The sequence below is a fragment of the Vibrio rotiferianus genome (assembly GCF_002214395.1).
GTDB lineage: Bacteria > Pseudomonadota > Gammaproteobacteria > Enterobacterales > Vibrionaceae > Vibrio > Vibrio rotiferianus.
On record NZ_CP018312.1, the window covers coordinates 1,167,368 to 1,188,078 of the forward strand.

20 protein-coding genes and 1 pseudogene are annotated in these 20,711 nt (G+C 43.7%); 16 read left to right on the forward strand and 5 right to left on the reverse strand.

Features of this window, described 5'->3' with window-relative positions; genetic code table 11:
* Positions 1-14 precede the first annotated feature (14 nt).
* Both BSZ04_RS14430 and BSZ04_RS14435 read right to left on the reverse strand, forming a co-directional pair.
* Positions 15-1,607 (reverse strand): amidohydrolase, encoded by a 1,593-nt coding sequence (locus BSZ04_RS14430; protein WP_161493758.1) that lies wholly within the window; start codon positions 1,605-1,607, stop codon positions 15-17.
* Positions 1,608-1,763: 156 nt separating this feature from the next.
* Positions 1,764-3,380, reverse strand: coding sequence for an MFS transporter (locus BSZ04_RS14435; RefSeq protein ID WP_088880656.1), 1,617 nt, complete (start codon positions 3,378-3,380; stop codon positions 1,764-1,766).
* A gap of 444 nt (positions 3,381-3,824) precedes the next feature.
* Here BSZ04_RS14435 and thrS point away from each other — a divergent pair, with 444 nt between their 5' ends.
* The 14 genes and pseudogenes from thrS to pheT all read left to right on the forward strand — a co-directional run bounded on the left by thrS (position 3,825) and on the right by pheT (position 16,094).
* Complete coding sequence (thrS, locus tag BSZ04_RS14440; protein ID WP_010448649.1) at positions 3,825-5,753, forward strand: threonine--tRNA ligase; 1,929 nt, start codon at positions 3,825-3,827, stop codon at positions 5,751-5,753.
* A 3-nt stretch (positions 5,754-5,756) separates the two neighbouring features.
* A complete protein-coding gene (gene infC / locus BSZ04_RS14445) occupies positions 5,757-6,308 on the forward strand; it encodes a translation initiation factor IF-3 (RefSeq protein WP_081469140.1) in 552 nt (183 codons plus the stop codon).
* Positions 6,309-6,431: 123 nt separating this feature from the next.
* Positions 6,432-6,626, forward strand: coding sequence for a 50S ribosomal protein L35 (gene rpmI, locus BSZ04_RS14450; RefSeq protein ID WP_010448653.1), 195 nt, complete (start codon positions 6,432-6,434; stop codon positions 6,624-6,626).
* A 40-nt stretch (positions 6,627-6,666) separates the two neighbouring features.
* The gene (gene rplT, locus BSZ04_RS14455; RefSeq protein ID WP_004727974.1) at positions 6,667-7,020 is read left to right on the forward strand and encodes a 50S ribosomal protein L20; all 354 of its coding nucleotides are present in this window, start codon (positions 6,667-6,669) and stop codon (positions 7,018-7,020) included.
* 264 nt (positions 7,021-7,284) lie between these two features.
* Positions 7,285-7,830 carry a GNAT family N-acetyltransferase gene (locus BSZ04_RS14460; RefSeq protein ID WP_088880657.1) on the forward strand — a complete coding sequence of 182 codons (546 nt, stop codon included), beginning with the start codon at positions 7,285-7,287 and terminating at the stop codon, positions 7,828-7,830.
* Between the two features lie 59 nt (positions 7,831-7,889).
* The gene (locus tag BSZ04_RS14465) at positions 7,890-8,174 is read left to right on the forward strand and encodes a MazG nucleotide pyrophosphohydrolase domain-containing protein (RefSeq protein WP_010448672.1); all 285 of its coding nucleotides are present in this window, start codon (positions 7,890-7,892) and stop codon (positions 8,172-8,174) included.
* Between the two features lie 15 nt (positions 8,175-8,189).
* Positions 8,190-8,551 (forward strand): annotated as a pseudogene (locus BSZ04_RS14470) (RidA family protein).
* A 10-nt stretch (positions 8,552-8,561) separates the two neighbouring features.
* Positions 8,562-8,951: a VOC family protein gene (locus BSZ04_RS14475; protein ID WP_088880658.1), complete on the forward strand. Its 390-nt coding sequence runs from the start codon at positions 8,562-8,564 to the stop codon at positions 8,949-8,951.
* Between the two features lies 1 nt (position 8,952).
* The gene (locus BSZ04_RS14480) at positions 8,953-9,267 is read left to right on the forward strand and encodes a heavy metal-binding domain-containing protein (RefSeq protein ID WP_005443150.1); all 315 of its coding nucleotides are present in this window, start codon (positions 8,953-8,955) and stop codon (positions 9,265-9,267) included.
* A gap of 104 nt (positions 9,268-9,371) precedes the next feature.
* Complete coding sequence (locus BSZ04_RS14485; protein WP_231896317.1) at positions 9,372-9,866, forward strand: hypothetical protein; 495 nt, start codon at positions 9,372-9,374, stop codon at positions 9,864-9,866.
* A gap of 339 nt (positions 9,867-10,205) precedes the next feature.
* Positions 10,206-11,015, forward strand: a complete 810-nt coding sequence (locus tag BSZ04_RS14490; RefSeq protein WP_010448682.1) for a helix-turn-helix domain-containing protein — start codon at positions 10,206-10,208, stop codon at positions 11,013-11,015.
* A gap of 337 nt (positions 11,016-11,352) precedes the next feature.
* Positions 11,353-12,471 (forward strand): GGDEF domain-containing protein, encoded by a 1,119-nt coding sequence (locus BSZ04_RS14495; RefSeq protein WP_029560997.1) that lies wholly within the window; start codon positions 11,353-11,355, stop codon positions 12,469-12,471.
* A gap of 233 nt (positions 12,472-12,704) precedes the next feature.
* Positions 12,705-13,688 carry a phenylalanine--tRNA ligase subunit alpha gene (pheS, locus tag BSZ04_RS14500; protein ID WP_005439802.1) on the forward strand — a complete coding sequence of 328 codons (984 nt, stop codon included), beginning with the start codon at positions 12,705-12,707 and terminating at the stop codon, positions 13,686-13,688.
* An 18-nt stretch (positions 13,689-13,706) separates the two neighbouring features.
* Positions 13,707-16,094 carry a phenylalanine--tRNA ligase subunit beta gene (gene pheT / locus BSZ04_RS14505; protein WP_045390358.1) on the forward strand — a complete coding sequence of 796 codons (2,388 nt, stop codon included), beginning with the start codon at positions 13,707-13,709 and terminating at the stop codon, positions 16,092-16,094.
* Between the two features lie 130 nt (positions 16,095-16,224).
* Here the strand turns inward: pheT and BSZ04_RS14510 are convergent, their stop codons facing one another.
* Together BSZ04_RS14510 and BSZ04_RS14515 are read right to left on the reverse strand one after the other, a co-directional pair.
* Positions 16,225-16,950 carry a metallophosphoesterase family protein gene (locus tag BSZ04_RS14510; RefSeq protein ID WP_088880659.1) on the reverse strand — a complete coding sequence of 242 codons (726 nt, stop codon included), beginning with the start codon at positions 16,948-16,950 and terminating at the stop codon, positions 16,225-16,227.
* Between the two features lie 100 nt (positions 16,951-17,050).
* The gene (locus BSZ04_RS14515; protein WP_045389282.1) at positions 17,051-17,929 is read right to left on the reverse strand and encodes an AEC family transporter; all 879 of its coding nucleotides are present in this window, start codon (positions 17,927-17,929) and stop codon (positions 17,051-17,053) included.
* A 527-nt stretch (positions 17,930-18,456) separates the two neighbouring features.
* Between BSZ04_RS14515 and ihfA the strand changes: the two genes are divergently transcribed.
* Positions 18,457-18,753 (forward strand): integration host factor subunit alpha, encoded by a 297-nt coding sequence (gene ihfA, locus BSZ04_RS14520; RefSeq protein ID WP_010448692.1) that lies wholly within the window; start codon positions 18,457-18,459, stop codon positions 18,751-18,753.
* Between the two features lie 147 nt (positions 18,754-18,900).
* On the opposite strand, the gene BSZ04_RS14525 is transcribed toward ihfA, so the two are convergent.
* Positions 18,901-19,674, reverse strand: coding sequence for a nucleotidyltransferase family protein (locus BSZ04_RS14525; RefSeq protein WP_088880660.1), 774 nt, complete (start codon positions 19,672-19,674; stop codon positions 18,901-18,903).
* Between the two features lie 335 nt (positions 19,675-20,009).
* Here BSZ04_RS14525 and BSZ04_RS14530 point away from each other — a divergent pair, with 335 nt between their 5' ends.
* Positions 20,010-20,660, forward strand: a complete 651-nt coding sequence (locus BSZ04_RS14530) for a thiopurine S-methyltransferase (protein ID WP_071236205.1) — start codon at positions 20,010-20,012, stop codon at positions 20,658-20,660.
* Positions 20,661-20,711 lie beyond the last annotated feature (51 nt).

Here is a 20,711-nt window from a genome sequence, read left to right on the forward strand (position 1 = left end):
GGCACTCGTGACCATTAAGCGGAGTAGGTCTCTTTACCGGCCATAATGGTTTTTCTTACGTTGATCTTGTCTAAGTCGGAAGTGGCGACCGTTAATGGGTTTTTATCAACAATCACGAGATCCGCAATTTTCCCGATTGCAATTGAACCGTGCGTATCTGCCATTTTGAATTGTTCTGCGGCCCAAATGGTGTAGCCTTTTATGGCTTGCTCTACAGTAATGGCTTCAGCGCCATTAAGAACATCACCAGAATAGGTTTCTCGCGTGACTGCGGCTTTGATTGATTGCCATGGCGCGGTAGGCGTTACTGGCGCATCGTTATGAAGCGTTGGCTTTAGCCCATGACCAATAGCGGTCTTTACCTTAAAGGTATGATGTAAATCTTCCTGTTTGAAATAGTCATGAATAATTTGACCTCCGGTCCAATAGAGGTGCCCCATAATAAAGCTAGGGTGAGTATTCAACGCTTTCATGCGGCTAAACTGCTGCGGGGTTGTTAATGACAAATGATGAGCAAGTGACATAAATTGGCTGACATCGATGCCTTTCTCTTCACCATTTTTGCGAGCATGCTCAACAGCATCGAGTGCGGCTTCTAAAGCCAATTCGCCATTGGCGTGGAATACAAAGTCAACCCCCAGTTGTATTGCCGCTTCAGCGGTTTGATTGAACATGTCTTGTGTGCCCCAGATCGGGCGAGGTAAGTTTCTAAACTCTTCGTTCTGATATTCAATATTTGTCGCAGCGTTCCCACCTTGGACTGAACCGTCAGTAAAAGCTTTAAGATAGCCGATACGGAACTTGTTAGTTTTATATTCATCTCGCTGCATTATGACTTGTGAAAAGTCAGGGTAGTTGTTCACGATACTGCCGACAATACGCACATTGAAATCATCGGATTTTGATGCTTCAACTAGAGTATTAAGTGTCTGAGGAGCCATGATCATATGGTCTGATGCGACAGTGATGCCTTCCTTTGCATACAAGTTGGATGCCGCGATAACATCATCAACATTTGGCGTAGGGAATGTACCTTTATACGCTTGCATAACAGCAGCTTGACCTAAGATCATGCCGGTTAGTTTGCCGTTTTCGTCTTTCACATATTCTGAGTTTTGTGGCGCTTCGCTGTGTTCATTGATACCAAGCTCCTGCATTGCTTTACTATTCAACCAGCCGCCATGGCCTTGCATGGTAATGAACATTGGATAGTCAGGGTGGGCTTCATCAATCTCTTTAAGGCTAGGGATGGTTTGTTTTTTTACGTCCCAACCGATGCCCATTAACCAGCCATCTTTATTTGGTGTCATGGTTCGAAAAGCGTCCATCATTTCATTTTGATTTTGGTATTTGAAAAAACTTAAGTCGTGCATGGTTTCCATGTTGCCACACAGTAATATGTGGGAGTGGTTCTCGATAAAACCGGGTAATAATGTTTGTCCTTGCAGATCATGCAATGCAGCAGAAGGGAACTCGACACGCAGTTTTTGGCAAGCCCCCATACCAACGATTTTGTCTCCTTCAATAGCAATCGCTTCTACCGTAGGTGTTGCATCTTCCATTGTGATGATAGGACCACCAAAGTAAATAGTTTGATTTGGTTTCATGTTCTGGCTCCCCTTATTGCTAATGACAGTTGTGCTCGACGTTTTTTTTGAAAATAGTGAAGTAAAGAATTTTTTAAGCATGATTCGATTTCTCTTTCGCAGCTTGTGCCTATATCTACATCTATTGAAGAGCAGATATAGGCTTTGAGAGAGGGATTATTTTTTGTTTTGCATAATGGATACGCGCGGTAGACCTCGGCAAATAACTAGACCAGAGGCAACAATCATGAGTAGGGCAATCATGGTATCGATAGCTGAACTGTGACGCGCTTGAGCGTTGATTTCGTGAATAATTGCTTGTTCTTTAACGTCATTAGTGAGGTCCGACACAATCAATTGGAAATCTTGCGTACTGGTAAACGGCAGTGCAGGGATAGCGAGAACCGCCTCTTTGGTTTCGGCAGTTAAATCTTCGTGCTGTTTGACATCTGATTTAATGTTACCTGTCAAAGAGAACATCAGTACTGAACCTAGAACAGCAACACCAAATGCTTGGCCGACGTTTCGTGAGGTTGCTTGAATGCCGCCAGATTGTTCAGCGTCGCGTTGTTCTAGTGCGGTCGTGACAGTAAGGGAGGCTTGGGTCATCAAAATACCAACACCAAAACCAAAGATGGCAAGTCCTAAGTAGTGTAATGCACTGATTCCAGTCTCTGTAATTCCTGCTGTTGCGATAAGTAGGCCAATAAAGGAGATTGCAAAGCCAATTAGACAAACACTTCTAACTGTCATGTTACTCATTTTAGCTGGGGCGATTACGGTGCCAGCCAGCATACCTACGGCATAGATAGACATCAGCAAGCCAGCGGCAGCAGCAGATGCGCCACCAACGACCTGAACGTAAGCAATATTGATAAATAGAGAACCAAACATTAGGAAGACAATGGCACAAAGGTAAAGGCCAATGAGAACCTGCTTGTTTTTGATAAAGGTCGATGGAATTAAGGCTGTGCCATGCTGAGCTTCGAATTTTGCTTCCCACTTCAATAAGCTAATAAGTGTGATTACACCAAATACCACCAGCGGAAGCGCAGGAGATATGCCAAAGATAGAGACGTCAGAGATCGGCTGAATTAACCCCCATTCTGAGATCTTTAACAAACCCACGATAGTTGCAAGCAGGCCTACAGAAGACAGCAGGACGCCAACAATATCGAACTTACCTTCGAATTTAGCTTTCGGCATCTCTTGGAGTTTAAAAGAAGCAAGGAAAACAAGAATAAAGTAGCCAGTTACGCCGAAGAAAGAAGCCGTGAAGCCAAACTTATCCAGTGCCGCGCCCATCGCTATAGGTACAATAGCTGTTGCGACACCAACCGCACCTGCGATTCCAGCAAATGCTATCGCTTGATCTTTGCCACGATAGATTCCGGCGACATGAGCAAGAATCGCTGGAACAAGGAATACCGCACCAAGTCCCGCTGCAACGCGCCCGCCAAATATCAATACATTCATATTCGGCGCAATAGCAGCAATGGTTGCTGAAATAGCTAGCAATATCGCGCCGAGTCTTAGCTGTCTTCCCCAACCAAGAAATAGCCCGGTTAACCCGCCAACCACCATCCCAGCGCCAGCAATGAGAGGGTACATGGCATTGGCAAATTGAATTTCCGGCATGGTTGCACCAAGTTTCGTAATTAGTGCTTCGGTAGCTACAGCAAACCCACTGTTATCTAGCATGGTGCCAAGCTGTGCAAAAACGAGAATGGCTAGGCTTAGCCATTTTGCATCTGTTTTGGAGTTGGTTACTCCGCTTTCTAGAGTTGTGCTCATTAATCACCTCAGTATCTTTATGTTTAATAGGGTACGAGGCATATTTTTTGACGAATAAAAGCAATAATCTAGCAACAAAAAAAAACGGATTGTGAACTTCTATCATGTTGTTTTTTAAAGCGTAAAAATGCTATGAGTCATTATTTGTTATATGGGGTTCATCCTCTTTGATAACTTTTTATAGCTGTCCCGTGATTTAAAGGTAATTAAAATGATATTGACCAACGATAGAGCATGCTATTAGGGAGAGATTAGTCAATAACTTGGAATACTGAGGTTAATGGAAATCGTTCTTTGCATTCTAAATGTGAGCTATGTACAATCCTCGTTCCGATGAAGGTCCGGTATTCGTGTTACTGAGCGACCGTCATCGACTCTCGAAATATCTTCTAATTTGAATAACATGTGTTGCTTGGTGTGCAACACCACTGTAAAGGACATAGCATGCCTATTATTACTCTTCCTGACGGCAGTCAGCGTCAATTTGACAACCCAGTTTCTACTATGGAAGTTGCGCAATCGATCGGTCCTGGTCTTGCAAAAGCAACTATCGCTGGTCGTGTAAACGGTAACCGCGTTGATGCGTGCGATCTAATTGAAGAAGACGCAAGCCTTGAGATCATCACAGTAAAAGATGAAGTAGACGGTCTAGAAATCGTTCGCCACTCTTGTGCTCACCTTCTTGGTCACGCTCTTAAGCAGCTTTACCCTCAAGCTAAAATGGCGATCGGTCCAACCATCGACAACGGCTTCTACTACGACATCGACTTAGATGAGTCTCTAACGCAAGACGATCTTGAAAAGATTGAAAAGCGTATGAAAGAGCTAGCGAAAACCAAGTACGAAGTTGTTAAGAAAAAAGTTAGCTGGCAGGAAGCACGTGATACGTTTGAATCACGTGGCGAACCATACAAAGTGGAAATCCTAGACGAAAACGTATCTCGTGATGATCGTCCAGGCCTCTACCACCATGAAGAATACATCGACATGTGTCGTGGTCCTCACGTTCCTAACATGAGCTTCTGCCAACACTTCACTCTATTGAATGTTGCAGGTGCTTACTGGCGTGGTAACAGCGACAACAAAATGCTTCAACGTATCTACGGTACCGCTTTCCACGATAAGAAAGCATTGAAAGCGCACCTAACTCGTTTAGAAGAAGCAGCTAAGCGTGACCACCGTAAGATTGGTAAGCAACTAGACCTATTCCACATGCAGCAAGAAGCACCAGGCATGGTGTTCTGGCATCACAACGGTTGGTCTATCTTCCGTGATCTAGAAGTATTCATCCGCGCTAAGTTAGATGAGTACGGTTACCAAGAAGTAAAAGGTCCTCTAATGATGGACCGTGTTCTTTGGGAACGTTCTGGTCACTGGGACAAATACGCAGACGCGATGTTCACAACTTCTTCTGAGAACCGTGAATACGCGATCAAGCCAATGAACTGTCCAGGTCACGTACAGATCTTTAACCAAGGTCTAAAATCGTACCGCGACCTACCACTACGTATGGCTGAGTTCGGCTCATGTCACCGTAATGAACCATCTGGTGCACTACACGGTATTATGCGTGTACGTGGCTTCACTCAGGATGACGCTCACATTTTCTGTACTGAGAGCCAAATTCAAGAAGAAGTAACAAATTGTATCAAGATGGTGTACGATACGTACCAAACATTTGGTTTCGACAACATCGTAGTGAAACTGTCTACTCGTCCAGAAAAACGTGTAGGTTCAGACGAAATCTGGGATCAATCTGAAGAAGCATTGAAACAGTCTCTAGAATCAATGGAAATTCCATACGAGATTCAAGAAGGCGAGGGTGCATTCTACGGTCCTAAGATCGAATTCACACTATACGACTGTCTAGACCGTGCATGGCAGTGTGGTACTGTTCAGCTAGACTTCAACCTACCAGGTCGCCTAGGTGCAACTTATGTAGGTGAAAACAATGAACGTCTTGTTCCGGTGATGATTCACCGTGCGATTTTAGGTTCACTAGAGCGTTTCATTGGTATTCTTATCGAAGATTATGCAGGTTTCTTCCCAACTTGGTTGGCGCCGGAACAGGCAATTCTTATGAACATTACTGATAAACAGTCAGATTATGTTCAGGAAGTAGTACAAAAACTACAAAAAAGTGGAATTAGAGCTAAAGCGGACTTGAGAAATGAGAAGATTGGCTTTAAAATCCGCGAACACACTTTGAAGCGTGTACCGTATATGCTTGTTGTCGGTGACCAAGAGATGGAAGCAGGCGAAATCGCAGTACGTACTCGTAAAGGTAAAGATCTCGGCAAATTTAAAGTGGATGATTTCATTTCATACATCCAAGACGAGATTTCAAGCCGTAAGCTCAATCTGGAGGAATAAGCTATTAAAGGCGGAAGACGCGGCCAACAGCCGGTAAAACAAAACCCACACCGTATGAACGGTGAAATTCGTGGCGTTCGTGAAGTTCGACTAACAGGCGCTGACGGTGAATCAGTTGGTGTTGTATCGATTCAAGAAGCGATCGCAGCTGCTGAAGAAGCAGGCATGGATCTTGTGGAGATCAGTCCTAACGCTGAGCCGCCAGTATGTCGTGTTATGGACTACGGCAAATTCCTCTTTGAGAAGAGCAAATCTGCTAAAGAGCAGAAGAAAAAGCAAAAGCAGGTTCAGATTAAGGAAGTAAAATTCCGTCCTGGAACTGATATTGGAGACTATCAGGTAAAACTACGCAACCTGACGCGTTTCCTTGAAGAAGGCAACAAAGTGAAGGTAACAATTCGCTTCCGTGGCCGAGAAATGGCACACCAAGACATCGGTGTTGACGTTCTAAATCGCTTGAAAGAAGACACTGTAGACTTTGCTGTAGTGGAATCTTTCCCAAGTAAGATTGAAGGTCGTCAGATGATCATGGTTCTTGCCCCTAAAAAGAAGTAATTAACGGCTCATCAAGTAATTAAGACCTAGCCGCCTTTCCTTCTAATAAAAGGTATAGCGGCTGGGTTTTGTTCGCCCTAATTACGTTGTTTATTAAACCTACTCAATGCGGAGTTATTCATCATGCCTAAGATGAAAACCAACAAAGGTGCTGCTAAGCGTTTTAAGAAAACTGCTGGTGGTATTAAGTACAAGCACGCTACTAAACGTCACATCCTGACTAAGCGTACTACTAAGAACAAGCGTCAACTACGTCCAAATGCAATTCTTCCACGTTGTGAAGTTGCTGCAGTTGTTCGTATGATGCCATACGCTTAATTCTTTTTAGTTATCAATCGTTTAGTTTAGGAGAAGCATAATGCCTCGCGTAAAACGTGGTGTACAAGCTCGTGCACGTCATAAGAAAGTTCTAAAACAAGCTAAAGGTTACTACGGTGCACGTTCACGTGTTTACCGCGTAGCTTTCCAAGCAGTTACTAAAGCTGGTCAATACGCTTACCGTGACCGTCGCGCTAAGAAACGTCAATTCCGTCAACTATGGATTGCACGTATCAACGCAGCATCTCGTCAAAATGGTCTATCTTACAGCCGTTTCATCAACGGTCTTAAGAAAGCATCTATCGAGATCGACCGTAAGATCCTAGCGGACATCGCAGTATTCGACAAAGCAGCATTTGCTGTTCTAGTTGAAAAAGCGAAAGCTGCTCTTTAATTAGCAGTTTAGGATTAAGAGAAGGAGAGCATTAGCTCTCCTTTTTTATTGCCTTCAGCTTTCGCTGGCGTAAACTTTCCCGTTTCCCGTTTCCCGTTTCCCGTTTCCCGTTTCCCGTTTCCCGTTTCCCGTTTCCCGTTTCCCGTTTCCCGTTTCCCGTTTCCCGTTTCCCTGCTTACATCCCAACTCTAACCAAATCAGTTGCTCTGATGACTGGATTTGTTATTTTGCCCCTACTCATCACATCATGGATAAGGAGTATCTGTGTTACCGAGCTATTGGGAATCAAAGAACTTAATTTTTTCTACTTTCGACACCACGCAGGCCGAACTGGCTAAGTCTCTATTTGCCTCTAATCATCCAAAAGTGGCTCAAGACCATACCTTTCGTGACTGGCCGATTTGCGAGTATGAAGCGCTAATTTCAAAGAGTGCTTTGCTGAAAAGGCCGGAAGACCTAGAAGCCTTCTACCTCAGGAAAATCTCGACAAAAGAGGGGGATGCTATAGGTTATATCCAACTCGAACTGAATTTTCCTGAGAAAGAATGTTTATGGATACCAATGTTGTGCCTGACTCCTAAGTATCAAGGTCGAGGTTTAGGAAAGGAAATCGTTGATAGCACACTGGCGGTTGCTCTTGAGTATGCGCCTTTCGATAAAGCCATGCTGAACGCGTACGTTGAGAATATCGACTCTTTTCGTTTTTGGTTTAAGCAAGGCTTCAATCAGATAGAGCAATTTGATGATACTGAGCATGAGTTAGGGCGCGACTATCACTGCATTGTTTTAAGCAAAGGAATATCACGTTAAATCATTCTGTTATCTACTTATGGTAGGGTGGAATCGGACAACAAGCAAAAGGACTAGGAATGAAAATCCGTGAACTACAAGCGCATATAAAAGAGTTTGATCACGACCCGGAACAGAAGCACCATTACTTTCTCAAACTGATTGAAGAAGTAGGTGAACTGTCTGAGTCGATTAGGAAAGGCGCTACAGGTCAGCCGACAGAAGACACAATTAAAGGAACAATCGCGGAAGAGCTCTATGACGCACTCTATTATATTTGTGCGCTGGCCAATGTTTATGAGATAGATTTAGAAAAAACGCACCAAGTGAAAGAGATACTGAACAAACGAAAATACAACCGCTAGGGAAGGGGAGACAACATGGTTCAACGAATCAGTTACGAATTTTTGCCGCAAATTTCTGGTCCTTATGTTCATGCCACGAGACATTGTGAGACTTTATATGTGTCAGGGCTGACCAAAGTGAAAGCCTAATCGAGCAAACAAAAACGATTCTGTCTTACTTGTCGCAGATACTCACAGAAGAACAAAGAGAGAAACGCGATTTGGTCAAGCTGACCATATTTGTAACCGACATGAACCAACTGCCAGAGATTCGCTCGGTGTTATTCGACTTCTATAAAGGTTATTTGCCAGCTTGTTCATTAGTCGAGGTGAGCCGTTTGATTCACCCCGACTTATCTATTGAGATTGAGGCAGTCATCTCATCTGAAGCATTGTAGAGAGGCTTTAATGAAAATAAATCGCTTGGATCACCTTGTACTGACTGTTAAAGACATTCAAACCACACTGGATTTCTATACACAGATTCTGGGTATGGAAAGTGTTACTTTCGGGGAAGGGCGTGTTGCTTTGGTATATGGGCGGCAGAAGATAAATCTTCATCAGCTTGGCAATGAATTTGAACCTAAGGCGAGTCAGGTGGCCTTTGGGAGTGTCGACTTGTGTTTTGTATGTGATACGCCAATTGCAAACGTGCTTTCCCATTTAAACTTCCATTCTATCGAGGTTATTGATGGCCCCGTCCAACGGACAGGTGCAATTGGTAACATCCTATCGGTTTACATCAGAGACCCAGATGGTAACTTAATTGAGTTATCTAACTATCTTACTGAGGTATAACATGATTTATTCAACAACCGAGACGATTCCTGGGCGAGAGATTGCCGAGATAAAAGGTGTCGTGACGGGCAATGTGGTTCAGTCAAAGCACATTGGGCGTGACTTCATGGCCGGTTTAAAAAGCATTGTTGGCGGAGAGATTCGAGGCTATACCGAAATGATGACTGAAGCCCGTAATATTGCTATTCAAAGAATGGTTGAAGATGCAGCGAACCTAGGAGCAGATGCCGTCGTCGGCATCCGTTTTACCACCAGTTCGATTGTCGATGGCTCTTCGGAAATTCTTGCATTTGGCACCGCAGTAAAGCTCGTTTAGAAATAGGTAGCACTGTACGGTGTGTTGCAAAGTCATGATTAATAAGATGGATTTGTAAACTCTCCCTCGACTAACCCTCTTAAGCAAAATGCAGATGGTCGATTGTGATTCATAATCCGCCCCCTGAAAAGGGAGGTGTATTTATGCGTGATACGGTGTTAAACAATACGATTGTGACTTTCTGCGTTTGCTTGCTCGTTGCGACGTTAGCAGCTAAAGGTAATCTACTTGCCACCATGTTGTCTTTTCCTATCGACTTCTTGGGTTTGCTTGCTTTATTACTATTGTCTTGGCTTGTTTCCATTGTCGCTATTCTTCACTTGGAGAGAGGGCAGTGGAAAGAATCTATCTTGATGTATCTAATGTTGTATTATCTTGCTTTTGGTATTTTTGCTGATGGCAATATCAAAGGAATTGAGCATTCGGTTGGAGCAATTGAAAAGCTCAAAATGACTTTGGTTCACATCGCGGTATCAGTGCCGAGCATCTACATTCCTATCATTATTTTTGGAATCTCTGTTATACACTTACTGTTTTTACGTGCTCACTTGGTTGATGTCGATCGTAGTGTTTGCAAAAAAGCAATTCACCGAAAATAAACATTACGACTTTGCATAAAAATGCAATTTTGCCAACATGCTTTTTAGGGTGAATATTCTAAATTAGGGCTATTCTTTGAGTAGGAAATACTCAAATTTCCGCTTAAAAATAGCATTAAATGCGACGAATAGCATGTTGTTTACAATGTTTATAATCTAAATGATTTGTAATTTATAATGAAACTGAATGCATTTTGTGGGCAGGTATCGGGTTGATAAATGTGATCAATGATATATTAATTCACGTTTTTCTTATAAAAATATGAACTTATGTCTTGCTACTTGGTTCTAAATTGTTACAAATATAATATAAACGTAACAGAGAACTAGGAACTTTTAATGAGAGAACTCACTCCCGAGTACTTGTTGGCAGCGTTAAGGCAGGCGATAAAAACAAAAGGGCTAACGTATCGAGAGCTATCAGAAAAAATGGGTATGCCGCTGTCAACCTTCAAGCGCCATCTTACTAGTACGAACCTAGCTTTAGATAAACTACTAGAGTACTGTCGAGCAGTAGATTGCACATTAGATGAGTTACAAAAGCTGGCTAACCAACTTCAAGCTGAGGATCAGGACTACTTTAGCCACACGCAAGACGAAGTCTTTTTCCAATTTCCCCACCTTTACGATTTCTACCGTGAACTACGTATGCTACGAGGAAAAGACGGCTATACCATTCTCATGAAAAAGTATGATCTTTCAAAACAAAGCATGTCAGATTATCTGGGAGCGCTTGAACTGCTCGATCTGGTTTATGTCGACGAGGAAAACAACATCACGTTGCATGGTCCTCTCTATTATAGTTATGCCGACAACTCAAAGCTTAATGACAAATATACAGAGATCATAAAGGAACAAACAACGAAACAGGAAAAGTGTGTTCGTGTTGCATTATCGAGAATGAAAATAACAGAGGAGCAACTACTCGTACTTGAAGAGAAAGTTGCTAAAATCGTATTAGATTTTCATTCAAAGAACGTGGTGGCAGAGAACTTTAATGTATCAGATTTTACCAACGTACTTTTGATTGCCGGACCTCATGAACCCGTTACCTTTTCAGACGGTATAATCGAGACTCAGCAGCATTTTATTGATGACATCCGCTATGCAATAGCATCGGCAGGTGATAAACCTAGCTTATCTATATAGGAGTTTTCCGGAGTGTTAGGGAGAGTTTGAATGCTAAGTTTTTAACTCAACCATACACAGTTGGCGTTGACACTTAGCTTCTCATGAAGGAAATGCTTATCGGCTTGTAGCATCTTGTTCATGGAGGTGAGTTTATTTAGCTCTATTCAATACGACTTTAGATTAAATTTGAGGGTTAAGTCAAAAGTCGTACGGTATAGAGATCTACGTCATTATTTTGACTGACTATTAAAGCAATTACTGATGTTTATCGTTACTATTCCTTATATTAATTGTGGTATTGGTTGCTGCACATAAGCAACTGAATATGCCAGCTCGTTGGTTAGGAGTTGTAACGGTGAATTCATTTCGTTGGGATAAGTATTTTGAAACTGGAATAGAGCTAGTCGATGAGCAGCACCAGTATCTCGTGGAATTCATCAATAAATATGGTGAACTCCTAGCGCACAACAATATATCACTTCAAGACATTCAATTGGCTTTATTCGAGTTGTCTCGTTATGCAGAGTTCCACTTCAAGGAAGAAGAAAATCTAATGCGTGAAGTTGGGGTGCATTACGATCATATCCAAAAGCACATACAAGTTCATCGCTCTTTCATGACAGACATTGTTAGCATGCAAAGCTTTATTAGCGAAGAGAATAAAAAAGCAGCAGAACAGCTTCTTGATTTTCTAATTCACTGGTTGGCTTACCATATTCTAGGTATTGATCAAAATATGGCTCGTCAAGTTGAAGCTATTAAAAATGGTAGCTCGCCCTTGGACGCCTATGAAACCGAAGAGCGCAAAGCAGACAACTCCACCGAGCCTTTGCTTGAGGCATTAAGCGCACTTTTTCTTCAAGTATCAGAACGGAATCGTGAGTTATTGAAGCTTAACTTGGTTCTAGAGGAAAAAGTCGCAGAGCGAACGAAACAGCTATCTCAAGCAAATAAGCAACTTGAAGAGCTGTCACTCACTGACTCTCTGACAGGATTACCCAACCGCCGTAGTGCAATTCGCACTTTAAAAAACTGTTGGCAAGAACAGGACATGCAGCTCGAGCCTTTAGTTTGTATCATGATTGATGCTGACTACTTTAAACAGGTTAACGACACTTGTGGTCATGACGCTGGAGATGTTGTACTCAGCGAGTTGGCCAAGGCGTTAAGACATTATTTCAGAAGTGATGATATTGTCTGCCGTCTAGGTGGGGATGAATTCTTGGTAATTTGTCCAGAGACTCAACTTAAAGGCGGTTTACATGTCGCTGAAGCGGTAAGAAAGCAAATTTCTCATATCCTCATACCAACAGGTCTAGAGCCTTGGCGAGGCAGTATAAGTGTCGGTGTCGCTGAACGTCGCAATGAGATGAAAACGTATACTGATCTCATCAAAGCTGCCGATGAATCTGTCTATTTAGCCAAACAAAACGGTAAAAACACAGTGTGTTCGGTCCAAGCGCCATCGCTGTGATTAAGTAAGTAAAAACACAATCATAGTGCATCCAAATCGCACTTGAGCTGATTGAGTGCGGTTGAACGTTTGTATGGTTAGTTGTTTTTTTACGTTTTTGCCTTCTTTTTATTCAATAACCTCTTCTTTTCGTAATTCAATTTGGCATTGGTGGCTGGTTTGGCTACTATGTACAGCTATCAAAAAACCAATCACTCCTTTATGGACACTACCAATAGGTAGATGAGGAAACGATGCAACATCTAGAAGAGATCATTGCTAACGCGAGTGCAGCAATTGAAGCTGCAGAATCGCTAGTCGTACTTGATGAAGTGCGTGTTCAGTATCTAGGTAAAAAAGGTGAGCTAACTGCTCAACTTCAAAGCCTAGGTAAACTACCACCGGAAGAACGCCGTGAAGCTGGTCAAGAGATCAACAAAGCGAAAGGCGTAGTTCAGCAAGCTATCGCAGCTCGTAAAGACGCACTACAACGTGCAGAACTAGAAGCGAAGCTAGCAGCAGAAACGATCGACGTAACACTACCTGGTCGTCGTATTGAGAACGGTGGTCTACACCCAGTTACTCGTACTGTTGAGCGTATTGAGAAGTTCTTCGGCGAACTTGGCTTTAACACAGAGTCTGGTCCAGAAATCGAAGATGCATTCCACAACTTTGATGCACTAAACATCGCAGCTGATCACCCAGCGCGTACTGACCACGATACTTTCTTCTTCAACCCAGATTTGATGCTTCGTACTCACACGTCAGGCGTACAGATCCGTACGATGGAAAATGGTAAACCACCATTCCGTTTCATCGCACCAGGTCGTGTATACCGTAACGACTACGACCAAACGCACACGCCAATGTTCCACCAAGTGGAAGGCATGTTGGTTGATGAGAACGTAAACTTCGCACAGCTGAAAGGCATCCTGCACGACTTCCTATGTAACTTCTTCGAAGAGGAAGTAGAAGTACGTTTCCGTCCATCATACTTCCCGTTCACTGAGCCTTCAGCAGAAGTTGACGTGAAAGGCAAAAACGGTAAATGGCTAGAAGTACTAGGCTGCGGTATGGTTCACCCGAACGTACTACGTAGTGTAGGCATCGACCCTGAAAAATACTCTGGTTTCGCATTCGGTATGGGTGTTGAGCGTCTAACAATGCTTCGTTACGGCGTAAACGACCTACGTGCGTTCTTCGAGAACGATCTTCGTTTCCTAAAACAGTTCAAGTAATCCAGGGGATAAATCACTATGAAATTCAGCGAATCATGGCTTCGTGAGTGGGTTAGTCCTTCGATTACCACTGACGAACTAACTCACCAAATTACAATGGCGGGTCTAGAAGTTGATGACGTGCTACCTGTAGCAGGTACGTTCAACGGCGTTAAAGTTGGTCACGTTGTTGAATGTGGTCAACACCCAGATGCAGACAAACTGCGCGTGACTAAAGTTGACGTGGGTGAAGAAGAGCTTCTAGACATCGTTTGTGGCGCACCTAACTGTCGTCAAGGTCTGAAAGTAGCAGTAGCAACTGTTGGTGCTGTTCTTCCAGGCGATTTCAAAATCAAAAAAGCGAAACTACGTGGTCAACCATCTCACGGCATGCTTTGTTCATTCACTGAACTAGGTATCGACGTTGAGTCAGATGGCATCATGGAACTAGCAGAAGACGCAGTAATCGGTACCGATTTCCGTGAATTCCTAGGCCTAGACGACGTAACGGTAGACGTAGACCTAACAGCAAACCGCGCTGACTGTTTCAGCATTCGTGGTCTAGCTCGTGAAGTTGGCGTACTTAACCGTGCTGACGTGACTGAGCCATCAGTAGAAGCAGTAGCAGCTTCAATCGAAGACAAAGTGTCTATCGAAGTAAAAGCACCTGCTGCGTGTCCACGTTACCTAGGTCGTGTGGTTAAGAACGTAAACGTTCAAGCTGAAACACCACTATGGATGCAAGAGAAATTGCGCCGTTGTGGTATCCGCTCTATTGACCCAGTAGTAGACATCACTAACTACGTTCTTCTAGAGCAAGGCCAACCAATGCACGCGTTCGATCTAGCGAAGATCGAAGGTGGCATCGTAGTTCGTATGGCTGAGCAAGGTGAGAAGCTAACACTTCTTGACGGCAGCGAAGCAGAACTAAACGCAGATACATTAGTTGTAGCTGACCACAACAAAGCACTTGCAATCGCAGGTATCTTTGGTGGTGAAGAGTCTGGTGTAACAACTGAGACTAAAGACGTTCTACTAGAGTGTGCATTCTTTGCACCTGACCACATCCGCGGTCGCGCACGTAACTACGGTCTGCACACTGATTCTTCAATGCGTTTCGAGCGTGGTGTGGATTACGCACTACAAGTGAGCGCAATGGAGCGTGCAACTCAGCTTCTTGTTGAAATCTGTGGCGGTGAAGTAGCACCTGTTGTTGCAGTAGAGTCTGAAGCAGACCTACCTAAGCCAAACAAAGTTGCTCTACGTCGCACTAAACTAGACAACCTACTAGGTCACCACATCGCTGATGCTGACGTAGTAGAAATCCTAGAGCGCCTAGGTTTGACTGTTGAAGCTTCTGAAGAAGGTTGGGTGGCAGTAGCGCCAACATGGCGTTTCGATATCGCTATCGAGCAAGACCTGATTGAAGAAGTTGGCCGTATCTACGGTTACGACAACATCCCTAACCAACACCCAGCAGCAGCACTTAAGATGCACAACCACGTTGAAGCGGATCTTCCACTGAAACGCGTTCGTGATCTTCTTGTTGACCGTGGTTACCACGAAGCAATCACATACAGCTTCGTTGAGCCTGAGCAACAAAAGCTAGTGGTACCTGGTGTTGAGCCTCTAGTGCTTCCAAACCCAATTTCTGCAGACATGTCAGCAATGCGTCTTGGTCTTATCCAAGGTCTGCTGAATACGGTTGTTCACAACCAGAAGCGTCAACAGCCACGCGTTCGTCTATTCGAATACGGCCTACGTTTCATCCCATGTGAATCTGCAGAAAACGGCATGCGCCAAGAGCCAATGCTTGCAGGTGTTATCGCTGGTACTCGCGGTGAAGAGCACTGGGATATCGAAACTAACACGGTTGATTTCTTCGACCTTAAGGGCGATCTAGAAGCAATTCTAGAGCTATCTGCGAACGAAAAAGCATACTCTTTCGCTGCAGCTAAGCACCCAGCACTTCACCCAGGTCAATCTGCGGCAATCATCGTAGATGGCAAAGAAGTGGGCGTGATCGGTACAGTTCACCCTGAGCTTGAGCGTAAGTTCGGTCTAAACGGTCGTACTATCGTATTCGAAATCGAATGGTCTGCAATCAACAGCAAAGTGATCCCAGAAGCGGTAGCACTTTCTAAGTTCCCTTCAAACCGTCGTGATATCGCGGTAGTAGTGGATGAAGCTGTTGCATCTGGTGACATCGTTAACGCTTGTCTAGAGCAAGGTGGCGAGTTCCTTAAAGATGCGAAACTGTTCGACGTTTACGTAGGTAAAGGTGTTGAAGAAGGTAAGAAGAGCCTAGCAATCGCTCTGACTCTACAGTCACTTGAGCGTACGCTTGAAGATGCAGATATCGCTGGTGCGGTTGACGCTATCGTTGCTCACGTTTCTGAGAAGTTTGGTGCGTCTCTACGTGACTAATCTCGCGTAACGTATCTTCTTAAGAAATGAAAACCCTGCCAAACTGGCAGGGTTTTTTTATATCTAGAGAATAGAGAATAGAGAATAGAGAATAGAGAATAGAGAATAGAGAATAGAGAATAGAGAATAGCTACAGCCAAATCGTTTCGACGGTAATTCCATTCTCCTCAAAGCAAAGCTTATTTACGCCAATCTTCTCACTTCGATTATATTCATTAATTTCGTGGTCAAACCCGTAGGCCGTCGCCGGTGCCATGTGTTGGGTGATGCCTTGCTGTGTGACCGTTAATGCATCATGACCATGCCCGCAAATTACATCTTGAACTTGATGCTCCGCCAAAAGCGCAAGTAAGCTTGCATCGTTTTCCAAGCAAATGGCTTTCATCCATTCTGAACCGACGGGAATAACAGGGTGGTGGACTACAACAATCGGGTTGGTTGTATGGCGAAGCTGTTTATTCAAACGTGCTAGCCCGCGGTTATCGATACGGCCAGAGCCTAAAGGATGACGCTTATCTAAAGGTTTGGTGCTGGAATCTAAGAACAAGACTTCACGGTTGTGGATTCTCGCTTTATCTGTGACTTTGATACCACTGCCGCGCAGCTCTTGCTTCATCAACTTCGCATCATCGTGGTTGCCCGCAATCGCGAAGATCGACTTATCTTGGATATGTTCTTCTACAACATTTAGTAGAGTCAGGTAGTCACCCGCTTTGGGGTTGCAACAAAGATCACCAGTAAGCAAAAGGGTATTGCAGGAAGCATCTTTCTGAGCAAGGAGCAGGGCTTTACGCAGGTTTTCAAAGCTGGGCTCATCACTTAAGTGGCAATCGCTGATCTGGATAATTGACTTCATAAGGTCTAGTCGCCCCGGGGGGGGGGGGGAGTGGGTATTTTTATGCCAGTCTAACATTCAACTCTCCGGTTTTAATAGTAAAGTTGATGGTAGAGAGTAATTAGGAGAGCGATAGGGTGAACATCAGCAATAGCGGTAATGTGAGTATACTGAAGAAGTTGCCAAACAAGACCATTGAAGCGACGGTCATTGGCTCAATGTTCAGCCGCTCAGCAAACAAGTAGTTCATTACGGCTGGTGGAAGCATAGTGAACAGTACCATCATTTGCAGTTGCATTATCGGTAGTGGGATTAGCCAATAAATGAGTGCAAATGCAATTGCGCCTGTCCCAAGTGATTGTGCTGTACACACGAGGCCTACCTTTAAGCCATCCAACCTCAGATTTAACATCTGTGCGCCCAATGAAAGAAGCATAACTGGGACGGCAGCTTGACCAAGTAATGCCGTCGCTTCATACAGTGGATTCCAAATGCTAACCCCAGAAAGGTTCATAGCCAGTGCGAGTGAAGCGGATAAAAAAATCGGCATTTTGATGATTTGTTTAAGCGGGTTACCACTACTAAGAAGCATCACGCCTAAACTGATATGTAAACACGCGGAGACAACAAACAGCAGCACCGCAGAAGGGAGAGCGAGCTCTCCGAAAGTATAAGTGAACAGCGGGATCGCTAGGTTTCCGCTATTTCTGAACATATGCGGTGGCGCCCATGCTTTGAAGGATAGACCTGTCAACTTTGTAATTGGCACCATCACAATGCCAGGTACGATTACCGCAATAATAGCGGCAAGCAAAAGAGGAGCTTGACCCATGTCGATCGGCATACTTACTAGAGACGAAAATACGAGTGCAGGCGTGAATACATCCATATTGATGCGATTTATTGGGCGAAAGTCGGGCTTGATAAAGCGACCAACTAAATAACCAACAAAAACCAAAGCAAAGACTGGGAATAGAATGCTGACGACTTGGTGAAGCATATTGGTACTCTGATGGTGAGATGGAATATAAAAACAGTATCAACCTTTCCTTTCACCGTCATGATACAACGTGCAGAATTTTGCTTTTGTTCAAGGTTTCATTTTTCTACCAGATCAGTAGAAACTGAATAAAAACTCCAATGAATACAACTGGTCAGATCTATTTTCAGAGTGACTCAAACTACTGAAAAACTGAGAAGTTTTATGTCAATTGTTTGTAAAGTGACCAGTATCTGACATTTTTATTAAATAGTGAATAATCTTGTTTTGATGTTTAAAACTAGTAATTTGGACTGGATAGCTTCCTAACTTTAGAGGGAATTAAAGTAAAATCTGGAAATACTGGTGAGTAAAGTACTTCGATGGTGAAATATTCGGTATATTAGCAAAGAAAAAAGTTGGCGAAAATCATAAGCTTGGCATACACTTCCTGATGTAACCCCGATATGTTGTTGAATTGGTAGGGTAAAACTGCTCTGGCGCTACACTAAGGTAGCATTGTTTAACATAGCTTTGAGGAAAGTTTTATGGCGCTCACAAAAGCCGAACTTGCAGAAAACCTGTTTGATAAATTGGGATTTAGTAAACGGGACGCCAAGGAAACGGTGGAAGTGTTTTTTGAAGAAATTCGTAAGGCACTCGAAAGTGGCGAACAGGTAAAACTGTCAGGTTTTGGTAATTTTGACCTTCGTGACAAAAACGAACGACCTGGTCGTAACCCGAAAACTGGTGAAGATATTCCAATTACTGCTCGACGAGTCGTTACGTTCCGCCCGGGTCAGAAGTTAAAAGCTCGCGTAGAGAACATAAAGATTGACCAGTAAGCCATGTGACATGGAATGAGACCACGCTTTGTCGTGGTCTTTTTGTTTGTGTTTTTCAGTAGTGGCTAAAGAACAAATAAAACCACCGCAATAGCGGTGGTTTTTAGTATTGGGTAGGTTAGCTTAGCTGTTTGTAAGACTTCTACTTTAAGCAGCTTCTAAGTGTGTTGTTAGGTATGGATGCCAAGCGCCCTGGTACAAGTTTTTCGATTGAGTGCGCATGCTTTTTATCGATGCTATTTCGATATCGTTTAGGTTACGGCCCTCTACTAGTGCTTGACGCTCTAGCTTCTGAATTTGTTCGTACAAATCGTGTTCAGGGCCGTTCTTTACATCAGCGATTGCTTTTAGGTGCAATTGAACTTCGGCAATAAGGTTAGTTTTAGGAAGGCGAACCAACAGGTTCAAGTCACGGTACCCAGATACAGTTGGCTTTTTGAAGCGGTTTTTGACTTTTACGATAGTTGTCTCACGTTCCAATGCTTCATACACAGATACTAGGCTCGCTACATCATCAGCAACGATGGTCGCACGTGCTAAGTCAGTAATACGCTCGACTTGGCCATCAAGTTCGAGGGCAATCTTTTCTTCGGCACGATGTTGAGATTTAACGCCTGCGAAGTATGGCTGAGCGTCAGTTAGAAGGGCTGTACTCTTACAGATGGTTTCAAGCTCGAACTGTGCTTGGTGAGCTTTACTGTAAAGGACGTCGAAATCTGAATAAGGTTGAGTTGGTCTAGAGTCGATTGACTGAATGCCATATAGACCACTAAGGCTATGCTTGAACAATTTTGAGCAAACTTCGTTTTGGCTAGCAGAACGATCTTGCTCGTTACTCGGGACATTTGGAAGTGCGGCGAATGCCGGCGCACGGCTTAGTACTAAAAGCATCAATGCTGTAGTACGTAAAAATAAGCTCATTCACTCTCCTTAACTTGTTTGCACTTAGAAAATGGGTAACGAAAAGGTCACTAAGATTAACAAATCAGGTTCTACCTAATTAATGGGGCCTCTATGAACGATCCCAAGGTCGACTTTTATCCTTATAGTAGAATCGTGTTCTAGATCACCATTTTTCCTTCCTTTATTCTGACAACCAGAAAAAGCAAGGGTTCCTTCTTGAACGATAGTCATCCTACCATCGCAGTATTAACCAAAGATGAACGCCATAGACAAATTTGGAAAAATCATTAGTCTTAGTCCACAAAGTTGCGCTAAGCGCTCATTACAATTATCAGCCGACAAGTAGAAGTAAAATGAGAGATCAAGAATTTTGGCACACTAAGTGGGCCAGTAATCAAATTGGGTTTCACCTTGAAGATGTGAATCCACTGTTACCTGCATTTTGGCAGCACACGAACCCAAAACGTGAAGATACAGTGTTGGTTCCATTATGCGGCAAGTCAGAAGACCTAATCTGGCTTGCGACGAAACACAATGAAGTGCAGGGTGTGGAACTGAGCCAAATTGCCGTGCGTGCATTTTTTGCTGAGCATTTTTACACACCTACCGTAACACCGGTTAACGGTATGCATGAGCTGTATCAGTTCGATGAGCTATCCATTTATACTGGCGACTTTTTTACCGCCCCAGTTTCAAAAGCGGATATCATTTATGATCGTGCTGCACTCGTTGCATTGCCGCTAGAGATGCGAGAAGAATACGCCGCACGCGTTAAGCAGTTACTAAACCCTGGTGGACGTATTTTATTAGTGACGCTCAACTATCCTCAGGATGAGATGTCAGGCCCTCCGTTCAGTGTGCCAGTCGAGGAGATCGAACAGTTGTTTGCGGGTTACAAAATTACTTGTTTGCACGTAGACAAGGCTGACGAGAACCATCCGAAAATCGCTAAGAAAGGGCTCAGCCGTTTCTCTGAAGAAGTGTATTTAATCGAGAGCAAGTAACGGTTTGTTCGAGTCTACACAAAGAAAAAGCGCAGCCAATTGAGCTGCGCT